This window comes from Paraburkholderia aspalathi (assembly GCF_905220735.1).
GTDB lineage: Bacteria > Pseudomonadota > Gammaproteobacteria > Burkholderiales > Burkholderiaceae > Paraburkholderia > Paraburkholderia aspalathi.
In genome coordinates, this window is the sequence record NZ_CAJNBA010000001.1 from 2,153,245 (window position 1) to 2,172,357 (window position 19,113).

Genomic DNA, 19,113 nt, shown 5'->3' on the forward strand with positions numbered 1-19,113 from the left:
ATCGGTCAACTCCCGTTGACCTGCCTGCGCAGGTCGGGCTTTCGAACCTTTCCGGAGGCTGTGCGCGGTAACTCTGCAACGATATAAAGACTTTCCGGAGTCTTCTGACGTGCTACGCCAGCCTCGGAGAAATGCTTCTGTACAGAGGCAAGGTCAAGAAATGCGTCATGTTGAAGCACGACCACAGCGCACACTTTTTCGCCATACCGTGAGTCGTTTTGGCCGACGACAGCCACGTCCCGTATCGCCGGATGCGTGGCAAGTACACGCTCGACCTCTTGCGATGAGATGTTCTCGCCGCCGCGAATCACAATGTCTTTCTTGCGATCGGTGATCGTGAGGCAGTTTGCCGAATCGAGCTTGCCAATATCGCCGGTGCGAAACCAGCCATCGGCGGTTAACGCATTTGCGTTGAGCGTCGGGTCGGTGTAGCCGACGAATAGCTCGGGACCCCTAGTCAGGATCTCCCCCTGACTACCGAGCGGTAACGCTCGATCCATCTCGTCCACGATGCGCACCAGGCTGCCGGGTTGAACGCGCCCATCCGTGCAGGCGCGCTCCTCGAAGGAGCTATCGCGCCAGCCGATGCTGACCGTCGAGTGTTCCGTCAGCCCATAAGCGCGAGTGCCCGCGAAGCCGGCGCGGTCCGCCAGTTCGATATGTTCGGGTGTGACGCCGGTTCCTCCCAGACCGTAGGCCGCGAGAGACGAGAGGTCGCGTCCTTCAAGCCGGGCCGCCTCCAGCAGACCTTGCAGATGGAAGGGCGTGCCACCGGAGAGGCGAACCCGGTAGCGCTCGATCAGCTCGGCTGCGAGCGATGCATTCCAGCAGTCCGTGAACACCATCTCCGTAGCGGTCACGAAGGGGCGCAGCAGAAAATTGAAACCGGCGATGTGACCGGCAGGGAAGGGGGTGAAATAGGGCCCGGGGCCGTCGATGAAGGGGATGGACCATTCGGCGCCGACGGTCTGGTGCGTGTGTTGCACGCCCTTTGGCGCCGCCGTGGTGCCCGACGTATAGAGCAGCAAGCAGACATCCTGTGGCTGTGGAAGCGGCGAATATAGGTCGATCGCCGATGCTTGCGAAAGCGCTTCAACGGCCGCGAGCGTGATGCCGTTGCGTGGCGTGCGATTGCCAACGACGATGACGCGTTCCAGATCGGGCAGGCTGCCAAGTGCATCGACGCGTTCCAGGAAATCGATTCCGCGCCAGCGCTCGGGCACGCACAGAAATCGAGCCCGCGAATCCCGCAAGATGAAACCGACTTCGGCAGGCCCGTAGATATGTACGATCGGCACCAGTACCGCGCCGACTTCAAGCGCGGCCAGGTATAGCACTGCGGTTTCCCGCTGGGTCGGCAGTTGCATGGCGATAGCGTCGCCGGCTCGCAACCCGAGGGCGCGCAACCCGTTGGCGAGGCGCGTCGCCGTGCTCAACAGTTCCAGCGTGGTGACGCTCGCGACGCCTTCTTCGGTGTGAAAGTGCAGCCGTGTCTCAGGATGAGCCTGCACAGCTCTCGCCAGCAGCACATTCAGCGGGACCTCAGGTTTCCAGTCGGTGCGACTGGCGGCGTTGTTCATGTCGACGACTCCAGTAAATCCCGCAAAACATCGACCCTGACGTCACGTTTGTCATGGCCAGGGCCCGGACCTAAGGCGGATTAGGGAAGGTTAGCATCTCTGATCGACTGGGCACGTGTACCTTGATTACGGTGCCGTTGCCAGGCGAGCTGGTGACGTCAAGCTCGCCACCCAGCATCAATACACGTTCCTTCATGCCCGCTAACCCAAAGGACTTCTTTCGGATCACCACGGGATCAAATCCGCGACCGTCATCGCGCACTTCCAGCAGACACTCGTCCCCCTTTTGCTCTAGCGTAATGAATACCTGTTGTGCGTCGGCATGTCGCGTGACATTTGTGAGTGCCTCCTGGACGATCCGGAACATCGCAACGGCCCGCTCTTCGGCCAGATCCGGAATTTCTTTCGGCACGCTCAGACGGCAGGTCGTCTGACCCTGCTGCGAAAATTCGGCAGCCAGCCACTCGAGCGCCGCGGCGATACCCGCGTCGAGCACCGCGGGACGCAGCGAGGTCACGACGTTGCGTAGCACCTGCATCGTCTTGTCAGACATGAGCAATATCTTCTGAACCTGCTCGCCGAGGTCCGGATTGTCCTGGCCGAATCGCACCCGCAGGGTGGAGACACCCATGCGAAGGGCGGTCAGATGCTGGCCGAGTTCGTCGTGCATCTCGCGGGCAATACGCTTGCGCTCGTCTTCGCGCGCCGTTTCGCGGCGCGAGGTGAGTTCGCGCAACAACTCGTAAGATTCATGCAAGCGTTGCTCGGCTTCCTTGCGCTCGGAGATATCGCGCCAGATAGTCAATACGCTCTGGACTATCCCATCCGCGTCGTACTCGGGTACAGCATGGGCATACCAGCAACGAGGCTCGCCGTGCCGGTTCCAGTTCACTTCGAATTTGGCCGCCACGCCGCTTTCCACGATCTCCTTGAGTTTCTCGTGAACCAGACGTGTTGCTTCGTCCGCTGCACCCAAGGAATTCGCAGGGTCGCCTAGCAGTTCCTCGGCCTTGACGCCACTCACGCGCACGAACTCCGGATTGACATACGTACGGCGGCAGTTCCGGTCGTAGCGGACAATCGCATCCGGCGCATTCTCCGCAAGCGTGCGAAAGGCCCGTTCGCTGTCGCGCAATGCCAGTTCGGTCGTTCTCAGTTTCGTGATGTCGCGCCCAATGCCCAGCACGCTCACGACCTTGCCTTCGGCGTCCTTCTCTGGGAAATGCCGCGCCTCGAGTATGCGGACGTCATGGATGGTTTGCCATCGCGTTTCATCCTCGTTCGGCTGCCCCTCCAGAAACGCGCGTTGGATCTCCCGCTCGATACGCTCGGTTTGCTCCGCGTCGCTGGTGGGAAGCTCGCTCGCCCGCTTGCCGACCAGGGCCTCTTGTGGCAGGCCGTACGCCTGGGTGACGGCGGGATTGGCGTAGAGATACCGGCATTCGCCGTCGAATCTGGCAATGAAGTCCGGGAAATTCTCGGTCATCGTGCGAAAGAGTTGCTCGCTTCGCTTCAATTCGTCGACGTCGCGACTGATGGCTAGCACGCTGGCAACCTTACCGTCGGGCGCAAATTCAGGAAGGATCCGCAGATGACCCCAGCGAATCCGTCCATCGACGTCGCGCAGTCGCACCTCCCCCGTCACTTCAGCACCTGTTTGCGCGACTTGCTGCAACTGCTTCATATACTGGTCCGCGTCGAGAAACGTCGACCGTTCAGCCGGTGTCGTGCCGAGCACGTCGGCGGCTGGCAGGCGCATCAACTCGAGAAGGGCCGGGTTAGCGTATACGCGGCGATAGTGGAGATCGTAACGGGCAATATAGTCAGGAGAATGCTCCACGACGGCGCGAAAGGCCTGTTCGCTCGCGTAGAGCCGTCGCTCCGCCTCCTTGCGTTCGGTGATATCGCGTGCGAGTGCCAGGTTGTATTCCTTGCCACCGTATTCGAAATGGCTGGCGTTGACCTGGACAAAAAGCAGGCTACCGTCCTTGCGGCGGTGCACGGTCTCGATGAAAAGCGAATCACCGCTCTCGCTCAGCGCCCGCCATGCCTCAGCCCACCTTTCGGCGCTCCAGTCGGGATCGATATCCGGCACCGTCATCTGCAACAGTTCTGTGTCGCTGTAGAGGAGCGTTCGGCAGGCTTCCTCGTTGACATAGACGAAGCGGCCGCTTTCATCGATCAGATAGGCGGCTTCACACACGCGATTGAGCGCAAAGCTTTTCAGGTTCAGGAGTTCATCACGTTCGGCCAGCAAGCGCTCCAGATTCTCGCGGTCTTTGCGCAGAGCAGCATTTTCTCGTTCCAGTTCCTTGAGAATCGCCTCTGGCGCTACGTCGCGTGTGGATTTCTTCATACGTTGCTTACCGATAATCCTGCAAGACGCGGAACCACGCCTCCAGTCGGAACTTCAGCGCCAACTCACCAAGCCGTTTTTTTCGCGAATTTCTTGCAGTTGACGAGGCGCGGGTTAATGTTTGCATCAGATCCTTAAGAAAGCGAGTCCCGCAACCCAGACTATTACCATACGCTCCGGAATAGGGACAAGCCAGTTGAATCGATTCTGGACGTCAGTGCCTCGTTTGTGTACCGGGTGCCCGCAGCACGCCGCTGCCCTTCGTGATACACGATCCTTTCACAGAGTCAGACCGGTAAGTCTCCTCGCGCGTGACGCCGACAACCCGGGTATTGGGCAGCCATGAACACAGATCCCGATGTTCGCGTTGATCTGATCGATCAGATTACGGAAATACGCAACATGATCGCGGGCGGCACGCGAGCACTTGTTGGCAAGAACAAGGCGGCAGGGGCTGCGATCATGTTTATCCAGTAGAAGTGCGCTGCATATGGTGCCCAGAACCGGCGGTAGCCTATCCTGCCATCACTTTTCGAATGTTGTATTTCGGCCGTGGAATTTGGCATTTTCCACGAGGTTGATCTGCTGAGTCTGAGAGGTCACCCGTGCGATTCCGTTGGTTCTGTGCCGACAGTCTGTTAGCGTGTCCAGTCGATTCGGATGATTACATCTCGCGAGGTCGAGGGGTTGGCAGTGGCAGTCTGATGGCTCTGAGCCCGCAGTTCGCGAGGTCATCCGGGTGAATTTACACAGGCAATACTGCAGGTCGCGCTGTCGTGTCGCTTCAGTCTGACGGGCTACCGCCATATGTCGGCTAGCTCACGTTGCCGGTTTGTGATCTGGGCGTGAGCAGTCCGTAGAGCGACCCGATCAAGTCTGCCGGTATGGTCGCTTGAGTCTTGCAGGTGCTGCGTTTGCGGGATTGCTCACTACGCGATTCACGTTCGAGGGTGAAGCGGGTGTGCTCGCGCGCCGCCGCGCAGCAGTTTGATACCTCATACACCAAAGTCTGCGATGTACCCTATTGAAGGCTGTCGATTCGAGAACGGCATCAAAAATATTTCTTTGTTCCATCGGTTTCCTGCGTATTCCGACTGATTCCGATCGCGTAATTCTATCGTCGGAAGGGGTATTGACGAGCCGTTTCACGATTCGCATGATGGTCTCGATGGCGACGCATGGGAGCGAATCGTGCCGGTTGCAAAAAGCTATACACGGGCGCAGTGGGATGAGTTTGTCCATGCCCTTGAGGCATTACCGGAGAAACCCCGGAATGAACAACGCGTCACGGTTAGCGATGCGATGAAAGAGATCCGGGCACATATCACTGCCACGCAGGCAAAGGGCTATACGCTCGAGGAAATTGTTCAGGAGGCTGTGCGTAAGGGGCTGGATGTGAGTATTGGCGCAGCCAAATATGCGCTGTATCGTCCAGCATGTTCCGACGCGGCTTCCAGAACGGCCAATCCGCAGGGAGCGCGGGAGGCCGACCAGTCGTCCCCTCCTAAGAAGGCTGTAAAGCGAAAGGGCGCTCGCGTGAACGACGTACATGACATCAAACGACAACAAAGGGGAAGGGGCGTAGACCAGCCGGGATCAATGGAGATTCAGGACACGTTCTCGTTTGAACTCAGGCCTGATATCGAAAACCTGTAGGAGAGTGGTCATGGATACGACTCACCCGATTTATCTCGTCGGCGGCAGCAAGGGCGGTGTTGGAAAAAGCATGGTGACGCTCGCCCTGGCTGACTACCTGCAGCGACAGGGTATTCACGCGGTACTGCTGGAAACCGATACATCGAATCCTGATGTCATGAAAGCGCTCAGGGACGAAATCAGGTGCGCCGCCTATGATCTCGACGACGCAGATGGCTGGATCGGATTCGTCAACTTCTGCGATACACACCGGGACGCAGCAGTGATCGTTAACACCGCAGCACGCAATCAGACAGGGGTTGCCCGATACGGCGGGACGCTGGCCCGTACGCTGGATGAACTGGATCGGCAGCTTGTGGTGCTATGGGTGATCAACCGGCAGCGCGATAGCCTGGAGTTGCTGCATATTTTCGGGCAGACGTTTCCAGATACCCTGACGCACGTTGTTCGCAATGGCTACTTCGGTGCGCCGGACAAATTCACGCTGTATCAGGAATCACAGCTTCGCAAAGCCATCGAGACAAAAGGGCGCTCGCTCGACTTTCCTGATCTGGCGGATCGGGTTGCGGACGAACTGCGCAGTCAACGCATTTCCATCCAAAAGGCGACGGAAATGATGCACATCGGGGAGCGGGCGGAACTGCTGCGTTGGCGGGCGCTTTGCAATGCCATGTTCTCGAAGGTGATCAGCGCCGACGGGGAGACACGTGAGCAATAGCCGGTCGCAGTCGGTCGATCCGCTTAGCCGCCTGTTTCGCGAAGTGTGCGGCGATGTTCCGGACGTGGCCAGTCTTGCGCGCATGCATCGGGTGTCGAGCGCGCTGAACCTGCATGACAACGACGCGCTATGGTCGATGATCACTGTGCTCGAATACTATGCGCGCCTGTATGAAGCCATGCCGGAGCGTATCCGGTGGGCGAGCGAGGGGAGCCTCGAAGCCACACGCCGGGAAGTCGGCGGCGCAACCGATGCGCTGATGCAGCAGCATCGGGATGCGCTGGAGCGATGCAAGGCAACGATCCAACTGGCGGAAAACCTGATACGGGAACATGAGGAGCGGTACCGGGCAACACTCGCGCAACTCAATGAGACTGCAGTAATGGCCCTGGCTGAGCGCATGTCAGATCAGGTAGCGCGCAAAGCTGGCAACCGGTTGATTGGTGTCGCAGCGGTGTCGGCCCGTGAGCAACGCGAGCGACTGGACAGCGCGGTCAGCGCGTTCGGGCAGGCGGTTGAGGCAGCGACGGCGCGCGTGGAGACGATGACTACACGCACGGAAAGGCGTTTTGCGCGCTTGATGCGTCGGTTGTTGCTGGTGGGCTGTGCCGTCCTCTGCCTGCTACTTTCAGGCGGATTGGTTGAGTGGTGGAAGGGCGCTCATCTGGCGGTTGCGGACTGTCGCGCGGTCCAGTTCCGGCAGGCAGACGGCAGGCCTTGAAAGGGCCGCCGTCTGCCTTGTGCCCGGTTACCAGGGCAACGGAGCGGGCTTACGATTCGTGCCGGTCGGCTTGCGCGATGCTCACGCTGGCAGCGGTCGGGAAAGGCCACGGAGGCACCTTACTGCGGGTGAGGGGAGACGCATCTGCATCGCCAGACGTATTGTTGACGTCCTCGTCGTCGTTGTCTGCATCCGGTTCGGCGTCGGCGTCCTTGCTGTCCGGTGTCTCGCCTGCGCCGTCCCCGGGGTGGGCATAGTCGTCGTCTTCATCGTCGTGGATATCCCATGAGTGCGAGGCTGGGACTTCTCTATCGGTGAGGATTTCCGGGAGCCATGCGGCCTTTGAGAGCCGCAGTTCGGCGGCAGCAGCGGCGTCGGCCTTCTTCATCTTGCCGAGATCGGCGGCAACCTTCGGGGACACGGCGGCGGACACGACTTCCGCGATGCGCGCCTTGCTGACATGATCGAAATACGCGGCGCGGGTTGGCGTCCAGTACCGGGTCATGTCGAGGTTCAGGGCGCTCGCGAGCGAATTGATCGAATGCGGCTTTTCCTCGCCCGCGATGCCGTCGAGTAGCGCGCCCGTGCAGAACGCGAGCAGATCGAGCAGCGTCGTGCCGGGGTCCTGCTGGACGAGCCACGGCAGCAGGTCGGCGCATTTCGCAGGTAGTTCCTCGATCCAGCGGGCACGCTGCGTCTCGATGGCGCTCCACGCAGGACTGGCAGGCAGGTCGTCCGCTGCCCGCAGCAGCCTGTCATGGTTGTTTTCGCCGGAAAGCGCCAGACAGTCCCGTGCGGACGTGTGGCCGTATTGCTCTGGCAGGGTCTGCGGGATCAGTTGCCGCAGGAGTGCCGCGAGGGCGACGGAAGGCTGCTCGACCAGTTCCGCACGGATGGCTGCGGTGCGGTGCGCGGTGAGCCGCTGGCAGAGTTTCGCGCTATGGACGGGCCTGATCTTCGGTGCTGGCGAGCCTGATGTGTCCGCGGCTTTGGCTTCCATCGTGCCGGTGACAGTCGCGCCTGCCGCGTCGAGCGCTGCACTGTTCTTGCGCCGCACCAGGCCACGCTCGATGAGCAGTTCACCCTGCGGGCCGACGATCACGAACGCACCCGCTTCGGCCATCTGCTGCGCGTCCCACACCTCCGCGCGGCTTTCGAGTGCGAGGAGCGCGGCGTTGACGCGTTCGATTTCCTCATTGAGCCGGTCGGCTTTCTCGTAGGCGTTTTCATCATCGTCCGACAGTGCTTCGAGCTTTTCGGCAAGTCCGTCCTGTTGCGCGGTGAGGCAGTCCATTTCGCGCCGCTCGTCCTCCGTGTAGGGGCGCTGGACCGGGCGCAGCCTGCCGTGACGGTTCAGTTCCAGGAAGTCGCGTTCGACGCGGGTTTCGATCCAGCCCCATCCCTCGGCACGGACCTCTTCCGCCGCTGCGTCGAGGTTCTGCGCGACGAGGCGCTGAAGCAGTTCGGCGTCGGCAATATAGCCCGCGTTCTGATCGTCACTGAACAGGTCGCGACGCACGTATCCACCTGCTGCTTCATAGACGCTCAAGCCGATGAACCGCACGAGGCGGCTGCGGCTCGCGTCGATCTCGGCGTGCGTAATGGCCTGTCGCAGGTAGTTGGGTTGACGCTGCCACTCGTTCGCATCGAACCAGATGTGTTCCTGCGTCTCGTGATCGTCTGCGAGGGCGAGCGCGGCAAGCTGGTCGAGCGTGATCGCGTCCTCGCGCAGCAGCGCGAGCAGCCTGCCTGATACGTTGGCGAGCTTCATGCGCCGTTTGACCGTGACCGGCGTGGCAGAAAACAGCGCGGCAATGTAGTCAACGCTACGGCCTTCCTCGGCGAGCAACCGGTAGGACCGCAGCACGTCGAACGGGTCGAGCCCTTCGCGCTCGCTGTTCTCGATCAGGGAGATGGCGAGGGCTTCGCCTTCGCTGACGATGCGAACGGGCACCGGATAGTCAGCGGTGATGTGCTTCTGTTCGAAAAGCAGGTCGAGCGCGGCCTCGCGGCGCTGGCCCGCGCAAACGCCGTATTTGCGCTGTTTGCCGCGCGTCCCTTTGAACTCGTGGATGACGAGGTTTTGCAGCAGGCCCTTTGCGCGGATGTTGACCGCGAGGGCCGGAATACCCGTGAGCGGTGCCGTGCGGGCATTGAGTGGCGAAGGATGCAGGCTGGAATACGGAACGGTAACGACCGGCTGCTCGTTACCGAAGCTGGTTTCGAGCACCGGCGCGGTTTCAGTGGCGTTCGCTGTGGTAGTGGTTTCAACTTCATGGGATTGCATGATTGACTCCAGAAAGTGGGAAGGGAAGTTCCGGGTCACGGTTTTGCCAGACGTCGTCAGGATTCGGCCCGGATAGGAGTCCTGACAGGGTGAAGTGGAGTGGGGTGGCGAAGTGCCACCCCTGCCCGTGCTTATGCCTTCAACTGGCGCATCGCGTCAGCGAGCATCCAGAGGGCGCGGTTGAGCTTCACGTTCTGGTCGATGCCGGTGATCGGCCGTGTGGACATCGAGCGGCCCGTGCGCGAGCGTCCATGCAGGCCACCCTTCGTGAGGTTTTCCTGCACGCGGTTGAAGACCGTCCAGAGATCGTCGCGGCGATCCTCGAAGCGCCGCACGTTGAGTAACTGGTTTTCGGTGATGGGGGCGGGTGCGTCGGCGTCGGTTGGGTCGTAGCGCAGGGCGAGCGCGGAGCGGGCGAACGCATGCTGTTCGTCGCGGTCAAGCGTGACAGCGCGCATGCCGTCCTTCTGCTCGCGGATCAGGTCGAAACCGTCGAGCACGTCGAACGCGCCATTGATGACGTTCTGAACGATGTTGCCCTTGTGCGGTACGCGGATATCGGCCACGTTGTCGCCTGCGACCATGCCGTTCTGGCAGACAAAGCGCAGCATGCCCGCGAGCATCTGGTAGCTGCTTGTGCCGTCATGCGAGTTCAGCAACACGATTTCGTTGGCTTCGTCGCCCATGATCTGGTCGGCATGGCGAAGCCGCAGCATGTGCTTCGTGTACTCGCGGCGGTCGTCGTGCCGCACACGGGTCTGGCAGACCATGAACGGCTGGAAGCCTTCGTTGCGCAGGCCGCGCAGTACGTCGATGGTTGGAATATAGGTGTAGCGCTCCGAACGGCTTTGGTGCTTGCCGTCCGCGAAGATCGACGGGACGACACGGCGGATCTGGTCGTCCGACAGGGGCAAATCGGAGCGAAGCATCGGGGAGCCGTAACGGAAAGAGGAAGCGAGTCGCATGGCAATCTCCACAGCAAATGGTTGAGGGCCTGAACCGGGCGAAGGGATGTGCCGTGCCGTTGTGGCTGGACACCTCCCGGTGGAACCCGGGGTTGGCTTTTCTGCCGCCAGGCTCCCTGGTTTCCGCCCGTGCGACTTGAGGAGCCGATAGCGGGCGCGCGTCAAGGAAAAAGGCGAGGGAGGGGTGCGGGCAACACGGTCCCTTGCCCCTTGATGCGTGCCCGTTATCGGCTACGGTCGCGGGTCAAGGGCGGGAACCTGGGAGCCCGGTGCATGCCATGCACCGGGTTGACCGGGCAGGGATGCCGCGCGGCCGACGCCGCCGCGTGGTTGTGCCGGCCATGCTCGGGTAGAAGGTGACGGAGTTGACTGCTGCGCCAGGGTTTGATGCCCGACAGGGGCGAGGCGCGGGACGCGGCGCGGCGCACAGCACAGCGTGAAGGCGGTCCCGGTGCGTAAACGTCGGGAGCGTCCTATCGGTATGGGTGGTTATCGATGGGTTTGCGCGCCGCTAGACTTCTTGCTCCGGTTCTTCGTTCACGTTAGCCGTTGAGGCGGACTGTCCAGGGCGGCGAGAAAGGCATTCGACCCAAGTCCAAGCGGCGTACCGGCTTCGCTAGCCTCGCCGCCGCATTCGCCGTGGATCGATCCCTGCGTACGCGAGCGGACGCGGCGCTCATGGTGCCGAACTCCTGGATCGCATTGACCATCTGCGACAAGCCCGGCTGTTCCCGCGGGTAGTACCCGGCATTCTCCAGCGTCACCTTACGCATCGGCACTCGCCGGATACGCTTGAGGAAGATTTCGGCCAGGTGCAGCGGCGTCCAGCGGTCCCGCGCGGGCTGCGTCAACAGGATAGGACAGACGTCGAACGCCTCCGGCTCCATGATGGGCACGCACTTCGTGTATGACGCGAGGAAAGCGAGGGTCACCCACTTGCTGGCGGAGGTGCGGTCAGCCAGGCAGACCTTTAACGCGGCCGGAACGTTGACCAGCGTGAGCATCTTACTGGCGAGCGTCATGGGCATGCGCAGCCGCCGCAATGGCGTCCTAGCGGCGAGCACGGTGAGCGGTATGCCGACGCGGCTGATGAGCAGGTTGAGATTGGTCTCCTCGCGCACCTGCTGCTCGCGCTGATCCAGGAAGGTCATGCCGACAATGGCCGCGACCGTCTTGTTCAGGGCTGCCACGTGGTAGGTCAGCATACCGCCGGCGCTCAGTCCGTACAGCACGATACCCGATCATCTGCCGCGCGAGACGCACGCATATCTTCCAGACTCGGCCGAGCGTTGCCTGCAATGCGGTGCCGCGATGAAGCAACTCGGCGAAGACGTTTCTGAGCAGCTTGAGTACGTACCGGCGAGCTTCAGGGTGAAGGTCTACCTCCATCGTGATGCGGTCGATTTCCGCAAGAGCATCAACGGGCTTGCGGCGCTGGTCGTGCAGTCAATGAAGCTCGGGAATTCCTAGAGAATTGCTTTGCAGATCGCGGTTGAAACTGGATGACGAGGCAATTGCGACGGCGCGAATCTGTTCGGGCATCAATGATATGAACGCACCGATGCGCGAGGCGCACAAATAAGCCATCACCCTCAGCAGCAGGGAACTCGAGGCTGAAGCGGCTATGAAATGAGAAAGGCCCCGTCGAACTCTCTCGAGGCTTTTTCTTTGGAAAACCTAGTACGCCCTTTGAAGCGAACTATAAATCGGTAGGATTACCTGTTGATATTTTCGGTAATGAACCGTAATAATCCGTTTCGCATAATTTTCGAAATATCGACACAGCGTTTCGTCTGGACAAGGCAGAATCCAGAAACTCGCGTGGATACCAACACATCGCAACGGTTTTTCTTTCTAAAAGCTTTTTGTATCCTAACAGAAAGTCGAGCGAAGGGTAAATCCCAAATAAGCGTGTTTCGTTGTTTTTTTAACTGTCCGTCATTGGCCCTCCCGACAGGGCGCATGACGTAATCGGATCATATTAGAGACATGAACGATTTCAGCCCGAACAGACAAGCGTTGTTGCGTGACTTAATCGAGGCGAAATGCATATTCCGTGCACCGCAACACCGGCTTGTCTCATCCAGTGGAAAATCGCTTTCGTGGCTGATCGATTTAAGACCTGTCTTACTGTCGTCTGAAGGGCTCGATACGCTCGCTGAATTATTTTGGGCACGTTATGCGAACGAACTGCCGTTTCAAGTCGGCGGTATGGAAATGGCTGCTGTTCCGCTCGTGGCTGCAATCCTCATGAGTGCCGCGCAAAAAGGTTACAACGTCAACGGCTTTATCATTCACAAGGAGCGCAAAAAGTATGGCCGGATGAATGCGATTGAAGGTGGCGTTTCCGACGCGCCGGTTCTGCTCGTGGATGACATTTTCAACAGTGGCGCAAGCGTCGAACAATCGAGGGTCGTACTCGCTGACATTAACCGGACGATCTGGAAAGTATGGGCCGTGATCGATTACGGATCGCACACGGGATCGGACTGGCAGAAACGGCACGGTGTTACTGTCGAATCTGCGTATGCGCTGGCGGATTTTGGCCTGAAACTGTCATCGCCTAAAAGCCTTGCAACGCAGCTTACGTTTATCACGCGTTGGGTCAATAAAGCCGCGTCCGCAAATCATCATTACGTCGTGCCCAAGTCGGCACCACAGGCGCAAAACGGCCTTATCTACTTCGGCACGGACAGCGGCGAAATGCGTTGTGTCGATGGCGCAAGCGGCGAGACGCGCTGGAATTTCAAAATCGCGACGGGAAAGCACAAGGGCATTTGGTCTACCCCATATGTGACGCCTGAATCCGTTTTCTTCGGCGGCTACGATGGCAGCCTGTATGCACTGTGCGCCGAAAGCGGGCGCGAACTCTGGCGCTATGTTGAACCCGACTGGATCGGTTCATCCCCGGCCTACGCCGCTGATCTGAATTTCGTCTTTATCGGTGCTGAGTACGCCAGTCCAACGCGCGGCGGGGGTGTCGCTGCCATCAACGCGAAAACCGGTCAGAAAGTCTGGGAATTTCCGGTGCGGTGCTACGTCCACGGCTCGCCGGTCTATGCTGCTGACCCTTCGCTAGTGCTGTGCGGCACGAACGACGGCGAACTACTGGCGCTCGATGCGCGTACCGGTGCCCTTCGCTGGAAATTCCAGACGACCGGCGCAATCAAGCACGCGCCCGCGCTCGATCCTGCCCGTCGTCAAGTTGTGTTCGGATCGTTCGACGGCGGTATCCGTGGTCTCAGTCTCGATAGTGGCGAACTGAAATTCTGCATACAGACCGGAAATGCGGTCTACACCACGCCTTTAATCGACGGTGCGCGCGCCTACTGCGGCTCGACGGACAAATATCTTTACGTGATTGATCTGGCGACAGGCGAAGGTATCGCGAAGATCGGCGCGCACTCCAAGATATTTTCGTCGCCCGCCCGTATCGGGCCGTGGATATGGTTCGGCAGCACGAATGGGCGCGTACGGGCAATCGAGCCGGAAACGTTTGAACTCGCCGGTGTGTTCCAACTGCCAGACGCCATTACGAGCGCCGTCGAATACGATCCAGTCAATCAAATGCTGGTTGTCGCCAGTACGGCCAATCGCCTGTACGGCATATCCGTGACGCCGCCTCTCGCACCTGCACAAACATCGGTCGGTCAACCGCAAGCCAACGTAATCGCGATGCAACTGGCTCGCCTTGTTGTTGATGCGATTGTGAACCGCACGCCTTTGCCTGACCCGGATAAATATAGACTGGCAGGTACGGTGCCCCAGGGCGGTGTGTTTGTCAGCCTGAGAAACCGGACGACCATGCAACGCGTTGGACGCGGCGGGCAATGGACGTTCACCGCACGCGATTTGTCGCCCGAATTGTCGGTCATCGTCGCGGCGATGAAAGCATGCGCGAACCTGCCAACCGATTCTCTTCGCGATACGGCTGTCAGCGTGAGCCTTTTTGGTCAGCTTGAGGAAACCACGCTCGAAGCGTTGAACCATGAAAAGTTCGGGATCGTGGTACGCGCCGCAGCAGGTGCGAAGCTTGGCGGCGCGTTGCCGAATTCGCCGGAATATTCCAACGAACACGGTCAATATCTTCATGCCCTGCGCAACGCGAAGCTAGCTCAGTGGGAAGGGCACATGCTTTATCGGCACACGGTTGAACGGCAGGCGGAAATTTCCGGTTGGCCGATCTACGGCGCGCCTTTTCCGTACGAACCGGCTGAATTGACGCGTTTCGTATCGTGGCTGCTTGACCCGCAGCAGTACGACGAGCCGGAGCATTTCGACCTCGGTTTGAGGGATCGACTTTCGGCGGTTGCTGTGACGCGTTGCGCGGATAGCGCGTCGTGCGATGACGCTCGCCGTCAAGCCGTCGGTGCAGCGTTCACCACGGCTCTGTTGCCGGTCACGGGTGCCCAGACCTTGGATGACCTGAAAGAAGCAGTTGCAGGCCACCGTACGAGCGCGGAACACGTTTTGTTGTCGCTTCTGTTCAAAGGCCGCAGCATTGGGGATCGCGCGCGCTGCCGCGGATATTTCCGCATAGATCGCGATGCGTTGATCTGTGAAGGCGACAACGAAACGCGGATATTTCTGCCTGTCTCGACCATGCAAAGCGGGATGGACGAAGAAACATTCGTCGCGTCGTTGCCCGATTTTCCAGCTGCGACGTGGAAAATTGCCCCCTGCCTGACTTGGGCGCTTGCCGAAGGCAAAGCAAATCCGCTTCCGATGCGTGGTGCGTTTGTTGAGCAGGCGCAATGCGACGACGCGAACACGAACGTTGGCATGCGTCTGCCCTGAGCACCGATTCAAGGATCAATGGCTGCGCGGGTGCCATTGGGGTTGCACATTTCAAACCCGCTTTTTCAGGAGTGAATCAATGCAAACGATTGACGATCTGGATTTGCTGCGTTATGTGGCCGGTGGTGATGGAGATGGCGGCGATGGGGACGGCGATGGCGACGGCGGCTATGGCGACGGTGATGGGGATGGCGATGGCGATGGCGATGGCGACGCGTCAGCCGATGCGGGCGTTTCCGACGACGCAACGTCGTTGGCCGATGCCGGTTTTAATACCGGCGATAACGATGCCATTTCGCAAGCCGAAAATAACGGCCAACTCGCAGAAGCGACGAAGGGGCTGCAAGACACGGCATTTGGCGGTTGGGCACCCTCTGCCGTAGCAGGCTATGACGCCGCGCAACAAGGTCTTTCTCTGGGCCAAGCTGAAACAGCAAACCTCGCATCGTTCCAGTCTTCGCCGATTGGTTTCGCCGCAGGCTATGCGGTCGGTGCTCTCGCGCATGGGATTGGCGTCGGCGGAAATGGCGGCGGCGGTCATAACCACTAAGCCGTCCCCTGACGTACTGGTCATGAATTTCCGGTAAATCGGATTCGTTGCCTGATCGGTGAATGATGGTGCGCAACTGGTCCCGCGACTGGCCGCCTTTCTTCATCGGTATAACGCGCTGTCACGATGTTCCATAGCGCAACTACGCTGTAGCGCTGTCGCCACGCTCCAAAGCACTGTGCAGAAAATAGCAACCGCTGTTCTATTCGAAATGTGCTCATGACAACCAAAAACGATTTTGCTCGTGCTTTTGTTGACCTTGCCAAGTTGGGCCGGACCGACTGGCGGGCTCTTGCACTGACCATCTTGATTCTTGCGCTTCTCAGTGCCGTGGGCACTCTCGGTTCTTTGATGTTGCCCATTCCGGGAATGCAGGCGTATCGAAACCTGTATTTCCATCATTTCAGCTTCACTCTAGCCGTTCAAAATTTACTCACTGACGCGGGCGGTCCGGTTGGTGTTTTGGGCTTCTGGCTTGCGTGTAAATTCATTTTGCGACGCCCGTTTGCTTCGCTCATTTCGGTCGATCTGAAATTTAGCGCAAAACGCTTTTTGCTCGGCGTTGCGCTCTATCTGCCTGCCTTCATGGTCGGCGTTGCGCTCATGTGGATTTATGCCGGGACGCGCTTCGGTATCTGGACGTCTCCGGTTGGATATTTTCATCCACAGCAAGACACTTTGAGTTTCAGCAGGATTTTAGGATTATTCGTCGAAAGTTCGATGATCGCTTTTTCCGCGTTCGGCGAAGAACTATATCTGCGGGGATGGATGACTCAGACCCTTGGGCAATATATTCGCGTCCCGGTTGTCGTCGCGGTACTCGTTGCCATTTTGTTCGCGATGTTCCATACGCAATATGGCTGGTCCGTAAAGATGGTCATGTTCTTTAATTCCGTGGGATTTTCCGTCCTGAGTTTGCGGGATCGACGGCTTGAGCTTGCGATTGGGGCACACTCTATGTCGAATATTTGGGTGACGCTGATGCCGATGATCTTTACCGGTCCGCATTCCAATGCGAAAATCCTGATACCAGACGCAGCTGTTTTCGCGTTGACAAAAAGCGCGCTGCCTTTGGCGTTGATGTTTCTCTTTTTGCAGAAGACGAACGGATGGTTTACGCCTGCGGGCGAACGCCTGTCCAATAACGAAAAAGCTGCTTCCGAGGAGCACTGCGCATGAAGACGAAATCCTACTCCTTCATCGATCTTGCGAAGTTAGGACGAACCGAGTGGTGGATTCCCGTCTTGACGTTGTTAGTCATCGCGCTTATCAGCATCCTTAGTACGCTGACGGTACTGGCCTTTACAGGTTGGTCGGTTTATTTCACGCATTTCAATGCGGCTGCCCAAATGAAAGGCTTGCTTACTAGCGGGGGGACTTTGGTTGGTGCTCTAGGATTCTGGGTTTCGTGCAAATACTTTATGCGACGCCCGTTCCGCTCCCTGATTTCTGTTGACCTGACGTTTAGTGTTCGGCGCTGCCTATCTGGTGCGGCGCTATTTCTGCCCGTCAATCTGATTGCGCTCACGGCTATGACGCTTTACGCATCGGCGCGATACGGCGCGTGGATGATCCCATTCGGACACTTACGATTGCCGACTAGCGGTCAAATTTTCGCGGCGGCGGCTGCGATCATCGCAATTCCGTTCTTTGCATTTTCGGAAGAACTGTTTTTCCGAGGATGGTTGACGCAGACACTTAGGCAATATGTCCGCTTTCGACTCGTCGTCGTGACAATCGTTGCGCTGGCTTTTGCGGTCTATCACACGCAGTACGATTTCCACATGAAAGCGGTGCTGTTCATGTCTTCGTTCGGGCTTTCGGCTTTGAGCCTGCGCGATCAACGTCTCGAATTGGCTGTCGGCGCACATGCGATGCTGAATATCTGTGTGTCGCTGGAAATGCTGTTTTTTAGCGGAGGATGGCATACGCAAACGTCGGCACCTGTAACGACGTTCGATTGGTTTGCGCTCGCCGCCATCAAGAGCGGGTTGCCTTTCGCGCTCATGTACTGGGTTTTGACAAAAACTAACGGCTGGTTCGCGCAGAACCTGCAACCGAAGTTGCCGACTTTCAACCCGCGTGAATATCAAGGGCGCGCACCGTGACCGCTGGACAAGCCATGACGACAGGCAAGCCATGAGCGATATCTCAACCGTTCCGGACACTGAGCAGGCGGAAGAGGCACAGGAGCCGCAACAGCAGAATAAGCGCGCGTTGCTGTTCCGGCCTGCCGCGCTCGAATATCGCAAGCATCAATGGCTGGGTGAAGTCGTGCTGACCGGTTCAGCACGCCGCCTGTCCGGGAGCGTTGTTTTTTTTGCGATTGCCGTCGCGGTCGTGTTGTTCCTCATTTTTGGTGAGTACACACGGAAAGAAGAGGTGCAAGGCCGCGTCATGATTGACAACGGCGCGGCCGAAATCTATCCGCCCACTGTCGGCACGGTGCTTCGCGTGCTTGTCAACGAAGGTGATGCCGTGAAGGCCGGTCAACCCTTGCTCACGATTTCGACCGAACGAACAAGCGCGGTCGGCAATTCACGGGAGCAAATCAGCGCTGAATTGAACGCCCGCCGATCCAGTCTCGAAAGCGATGCGCGGCATATTGGAAGCATTTTCGAGCAGAACATAGCGATGCTCAAGGCGAAATCCATCGAGTTGAGCGCGGGTATCGAGCATCTGGATATGGAAATTACTACGCTTGACGCGCGCAGCAGGTTGGCCGAAATCGACAGTGCGCGGTTCGCACAGTTACGGCATGACGACGTGGTATCGCAATCGGAATACGAACAGCACGAACAGAGCATGCTGACGGGTCGCGCGCAACTCGAAGACTTGCGTAGGCAGCGCACGGCCTCTCAGGTGGAACTGGCTCAGGTGAACGCCGATCTTCGAAACGCGCCATTAGACGAACAAAACCAGTTGGGAACCATCCGGCGGCAAATGCTACAGGTGGACGGTGAACTAGCTGACAACGAATCGAACCGGGAAATCACTATCCCGGCGCAGATTGCAGGCACGGTAACGGCGCTGCTTGCCCGTCCGGGTCAGTCGGTCAATGGATCGACGCCTTTAATGTCACTTCTGCCGCAGGGTGGAAGCCTTGACGTGAAGCTATTTGCGCCAAGCAAAGCAGTCGGTTTCGTAAAAATCGGTGCGCCGGTTGAATTGCGGTATGAGGCTTTCCCGTATCAGAAATTCGGAGCATACGCGGGCAAGGTCACGCAGATAGCGCGTACCGCACTGAGCCCGGCGCAGTTGCAGGCGCAGGCCGTAACCGATACGGGTGATCCTGACCGGTCCGAAAATCTGTATCAGATTACGGTCGCGCTCAATTCGCAGACCATCAATGCGTACGGTGAAGCCATCCCGTTGCAGGACGGCATGCGCGTGGACGCCGACGTGGTACTCGACACGCGCAAGCTGTACGAATGGGTTCTGGAACCGCTCTACACGCTCACCCGCCGCTCGCCCTGACCGCAG

Annotated in this window: 15 protein-coding genes and 1 pseudogene; 11 read left to right on the plus strand and 5 right to left on the minus strand. The window is 58.9% G+C overall.

Annotated elements, in window-relative coordinates; translation table 11 throughout:
* Window positions 1-5: 5 nt before the first annotated feature.
* Together KHO30_RS09550 and KHO30_RS09555 are read right to left on the minus strand one after the other, a co-directional pair.
* Window positions 6-1,580: an AMP-binding protein gene (locus KHO30_RS09550; RefSeq protein WP_211700694.1), complete on the minus strand. Its 1,575-nt coding sequence runs from the start codon at window positions 1,578-1,580 to the stop codon at window positions 6-8.
* 70 nt (window positions 1,581-1,650) lie between these two features.
* The gene (locus KHO30_RS09555; RefSeq protein WP_244863974.1) at window positions 1,651-3,837 is read right to left on the minus strand and encodes a PAS domain-containing sensor histidine kinase; all 2,187 of its coding nucleotides are present in this window, start codon (window positions 3,835-3,837) and stop codon (window positions 1,651-1,653) included.
* Window positions 3,838-4,278: 441 nt separating this feature from the next.
* Between KHO30_RS09555 and KHO30_RS39510 the strand changes: the two genes are divergently transcribed.
* From KHO30_RS39510 to KHO30_RS09570, 4 genes are all read left to right on the plus strand, one after another.
* Entirely contained in the window at window positions 4,279-4,413 is a 135-nt protein-coding gene (locus tag KHO30_RS39510) for a hypothetical protein (protein WP_280531433.1), read from the plus strand.
* 714 nt (window positions 4,414-5,127) lie between these two features.
* On the plus strand, window positions 5,128-5,592 hold the full coding sequence (locus tag KHO30_RS09560) for a hypothetical protein (protein WP_211700695.1): 465 nt from the start codon (window positions 5,128-5,130) through the stop codon (window positions 5,590-5,592).
* Between the two features lie 10 nt (window positions 5,593-5,602).
* Window positions 5,603-6,310 carry a nucleotide-binding protein gene (locus tag KHO30_RS09565; RefSeq protein WP_211700696.1) on the plus strand — a complete coding sequence of 236 codons (708 nt, stop codon included), beginning with the start codon at window positions 5,603-5,605 and terminating at the stop codon, window positions 6,308-6,310.
* On the plus strand, window positions 6,300-7,031 hold the full coding sequence (locus KHO30_RS09570) for a hypothetical protein (RefSeq protein ID WP_211700697.1): 732 nt from the start codon (window positions 6,300-6,302) through the stop codon (window positions 7,029-7,031). The genes KHO30_RS09565 and KHO30_RS09570 overlap by 11 nt, the downstream gene beginning before the upstream one ends.
* A gap of 49 nt (window positions 7,032-7,080) precedes the next feature.
* Here the strand turns inward: KHO30_RS09570 and KHO30_RS09575 are convergent, their stop codons facing one another.
* The 3 genes from KHO30_RS09575 to KHO30_RS09585 all read right to left on the minus strand — a co-directional run bounded on the left by KHO30_RS09575 (window position 7,081) and on the right by KHO30_RS09585 (window position 11,488).
* Entirely contained in the window at window positions 7,081-9,318 is a 2,238-nt protein-coding gene (locus tag KHO30_RS09575; protein ID WP_211700698.1) for a ParB/RepB/Spo0J family partition protein, read from the minus strand.
* A 131-nt stretch (window positions 9,319-9,449) separates the two neighbouring features.
* Window positions 9,450-10,283 carry a DUF932 domain-containing protein gene (locus KHO30_RS09580; RefSeq protein ID WP_211700699.1) on the minus strand — a complete coding sequence of 278 codons (834 nt, stop codon included), beginning with the start codon at window positions 10,281-10,283 and terminating at the stop codon, window positions 9,450-9,452.
* 542 nt (window positions 10,284-10,825) lie between these two features.
* Entirely contained in the window at window positions 10,826-11,488 is a 663-nt protein-coding gene (locus KHO30_RS09585) for an alpha/beta hydrolase (RefSeq protein WP_211700700.1), read from the minus strand.
* Window positions 11,489-11,516: 28 nt separating this feature from the next.
* Between KHO30_RS09585 and KHO30_RS09590 the strand changes: the two are divergent.
* From KHO30_RS09590 to KHO30_RS09615, 7 genes and pseudogenes are all read left to right on the plus strand, one after another.
* Window positions 11,517-11,657 (plus strand): annotated as a pseudogene (locus tag KHO30_RS09590) (IS66 family transposase zinc-finger binding domain-containing protein); the annotation flags it as partial.
* On the plus strand, window positions 11,655-11,753 hold the full coding sequence (tnpB, locus tag KHO30_RS39820) for an IS66 family insertion sequence element accessory protein TnpB (RefSeq protein WP_483311289.1): 99 nt from the start codon (window positions 11,655-11,657) through the stop codon (window positions 11,751-11,753). The pseudogene KHO30_RS09590 and the gene tnpB, both read left to right, overlap by 3 nt.
* Window positions 11,754-12,272: 519 nt before the next feature.
* Window positions 12,273-15,080 (plus strand): outer membrane protein assembly factor BamB family protein, encoded by a 2,808-nt coding sequence (locus KHO30_RS09595; RefSeq protein WP_211700701.1) that lies wholly within the window; start codon window positions 12,273-12,275, stop codon window positions 15,078-15,080.
* A 79-nt stretch (window positions 15,081-15,159) separates the two neighbouring features.
* A complete protein-coding gene (locus KHO30_RS09600; RefSeq protein ID WP_172309134.1) occupies window positions 15,160-15,630 on the plus strand; it encodes a hypothetical protein in 471 nt (156 codons plus the stop codon).
* 219 nt (window positions 15,631-15,849) lie between these two features.
* Entirely contained in the window at window positions 15,850-16,809 is a 960-nt protein-coding gene (locus tag KHO30_RS09605) for a CPBP family intramembrane glutamic endopeptidase (protein ID WP_211700702.1), read from the plus strand.
* Complete coding sequence (locus KHO30_RS09610) at window positions 16,806-17,738, plus strand: CPBP family intramembrane glutamic endopeptidase (RefSeq protein WP_211700703.1); 933 nt, start codon at window positions 16,806-16,808, stop codon at window positions 17,736-17,738. The genes KHO30_RS09605 and KHO30_RS09610 overlap by 4 nt, the downstream gene beginning before the upstream one ends.
* A 31-nt stretch (window positions 17,739-17,769) precedes the next feature.
* Window positions 17,770-19,107: an HlyD family secretion protein gene (locus KHO30_RS09615; RefSeq protein ID WP_172309139.1), complete on the plus strand. Its 1,338-nt coding sequence runs from the start codon at window positions 17,770-17,772 to the stop codon at window positions 19,105-19,107.
* Window positions 19,108-19,113: the final 6 nt, after the last annotated feature.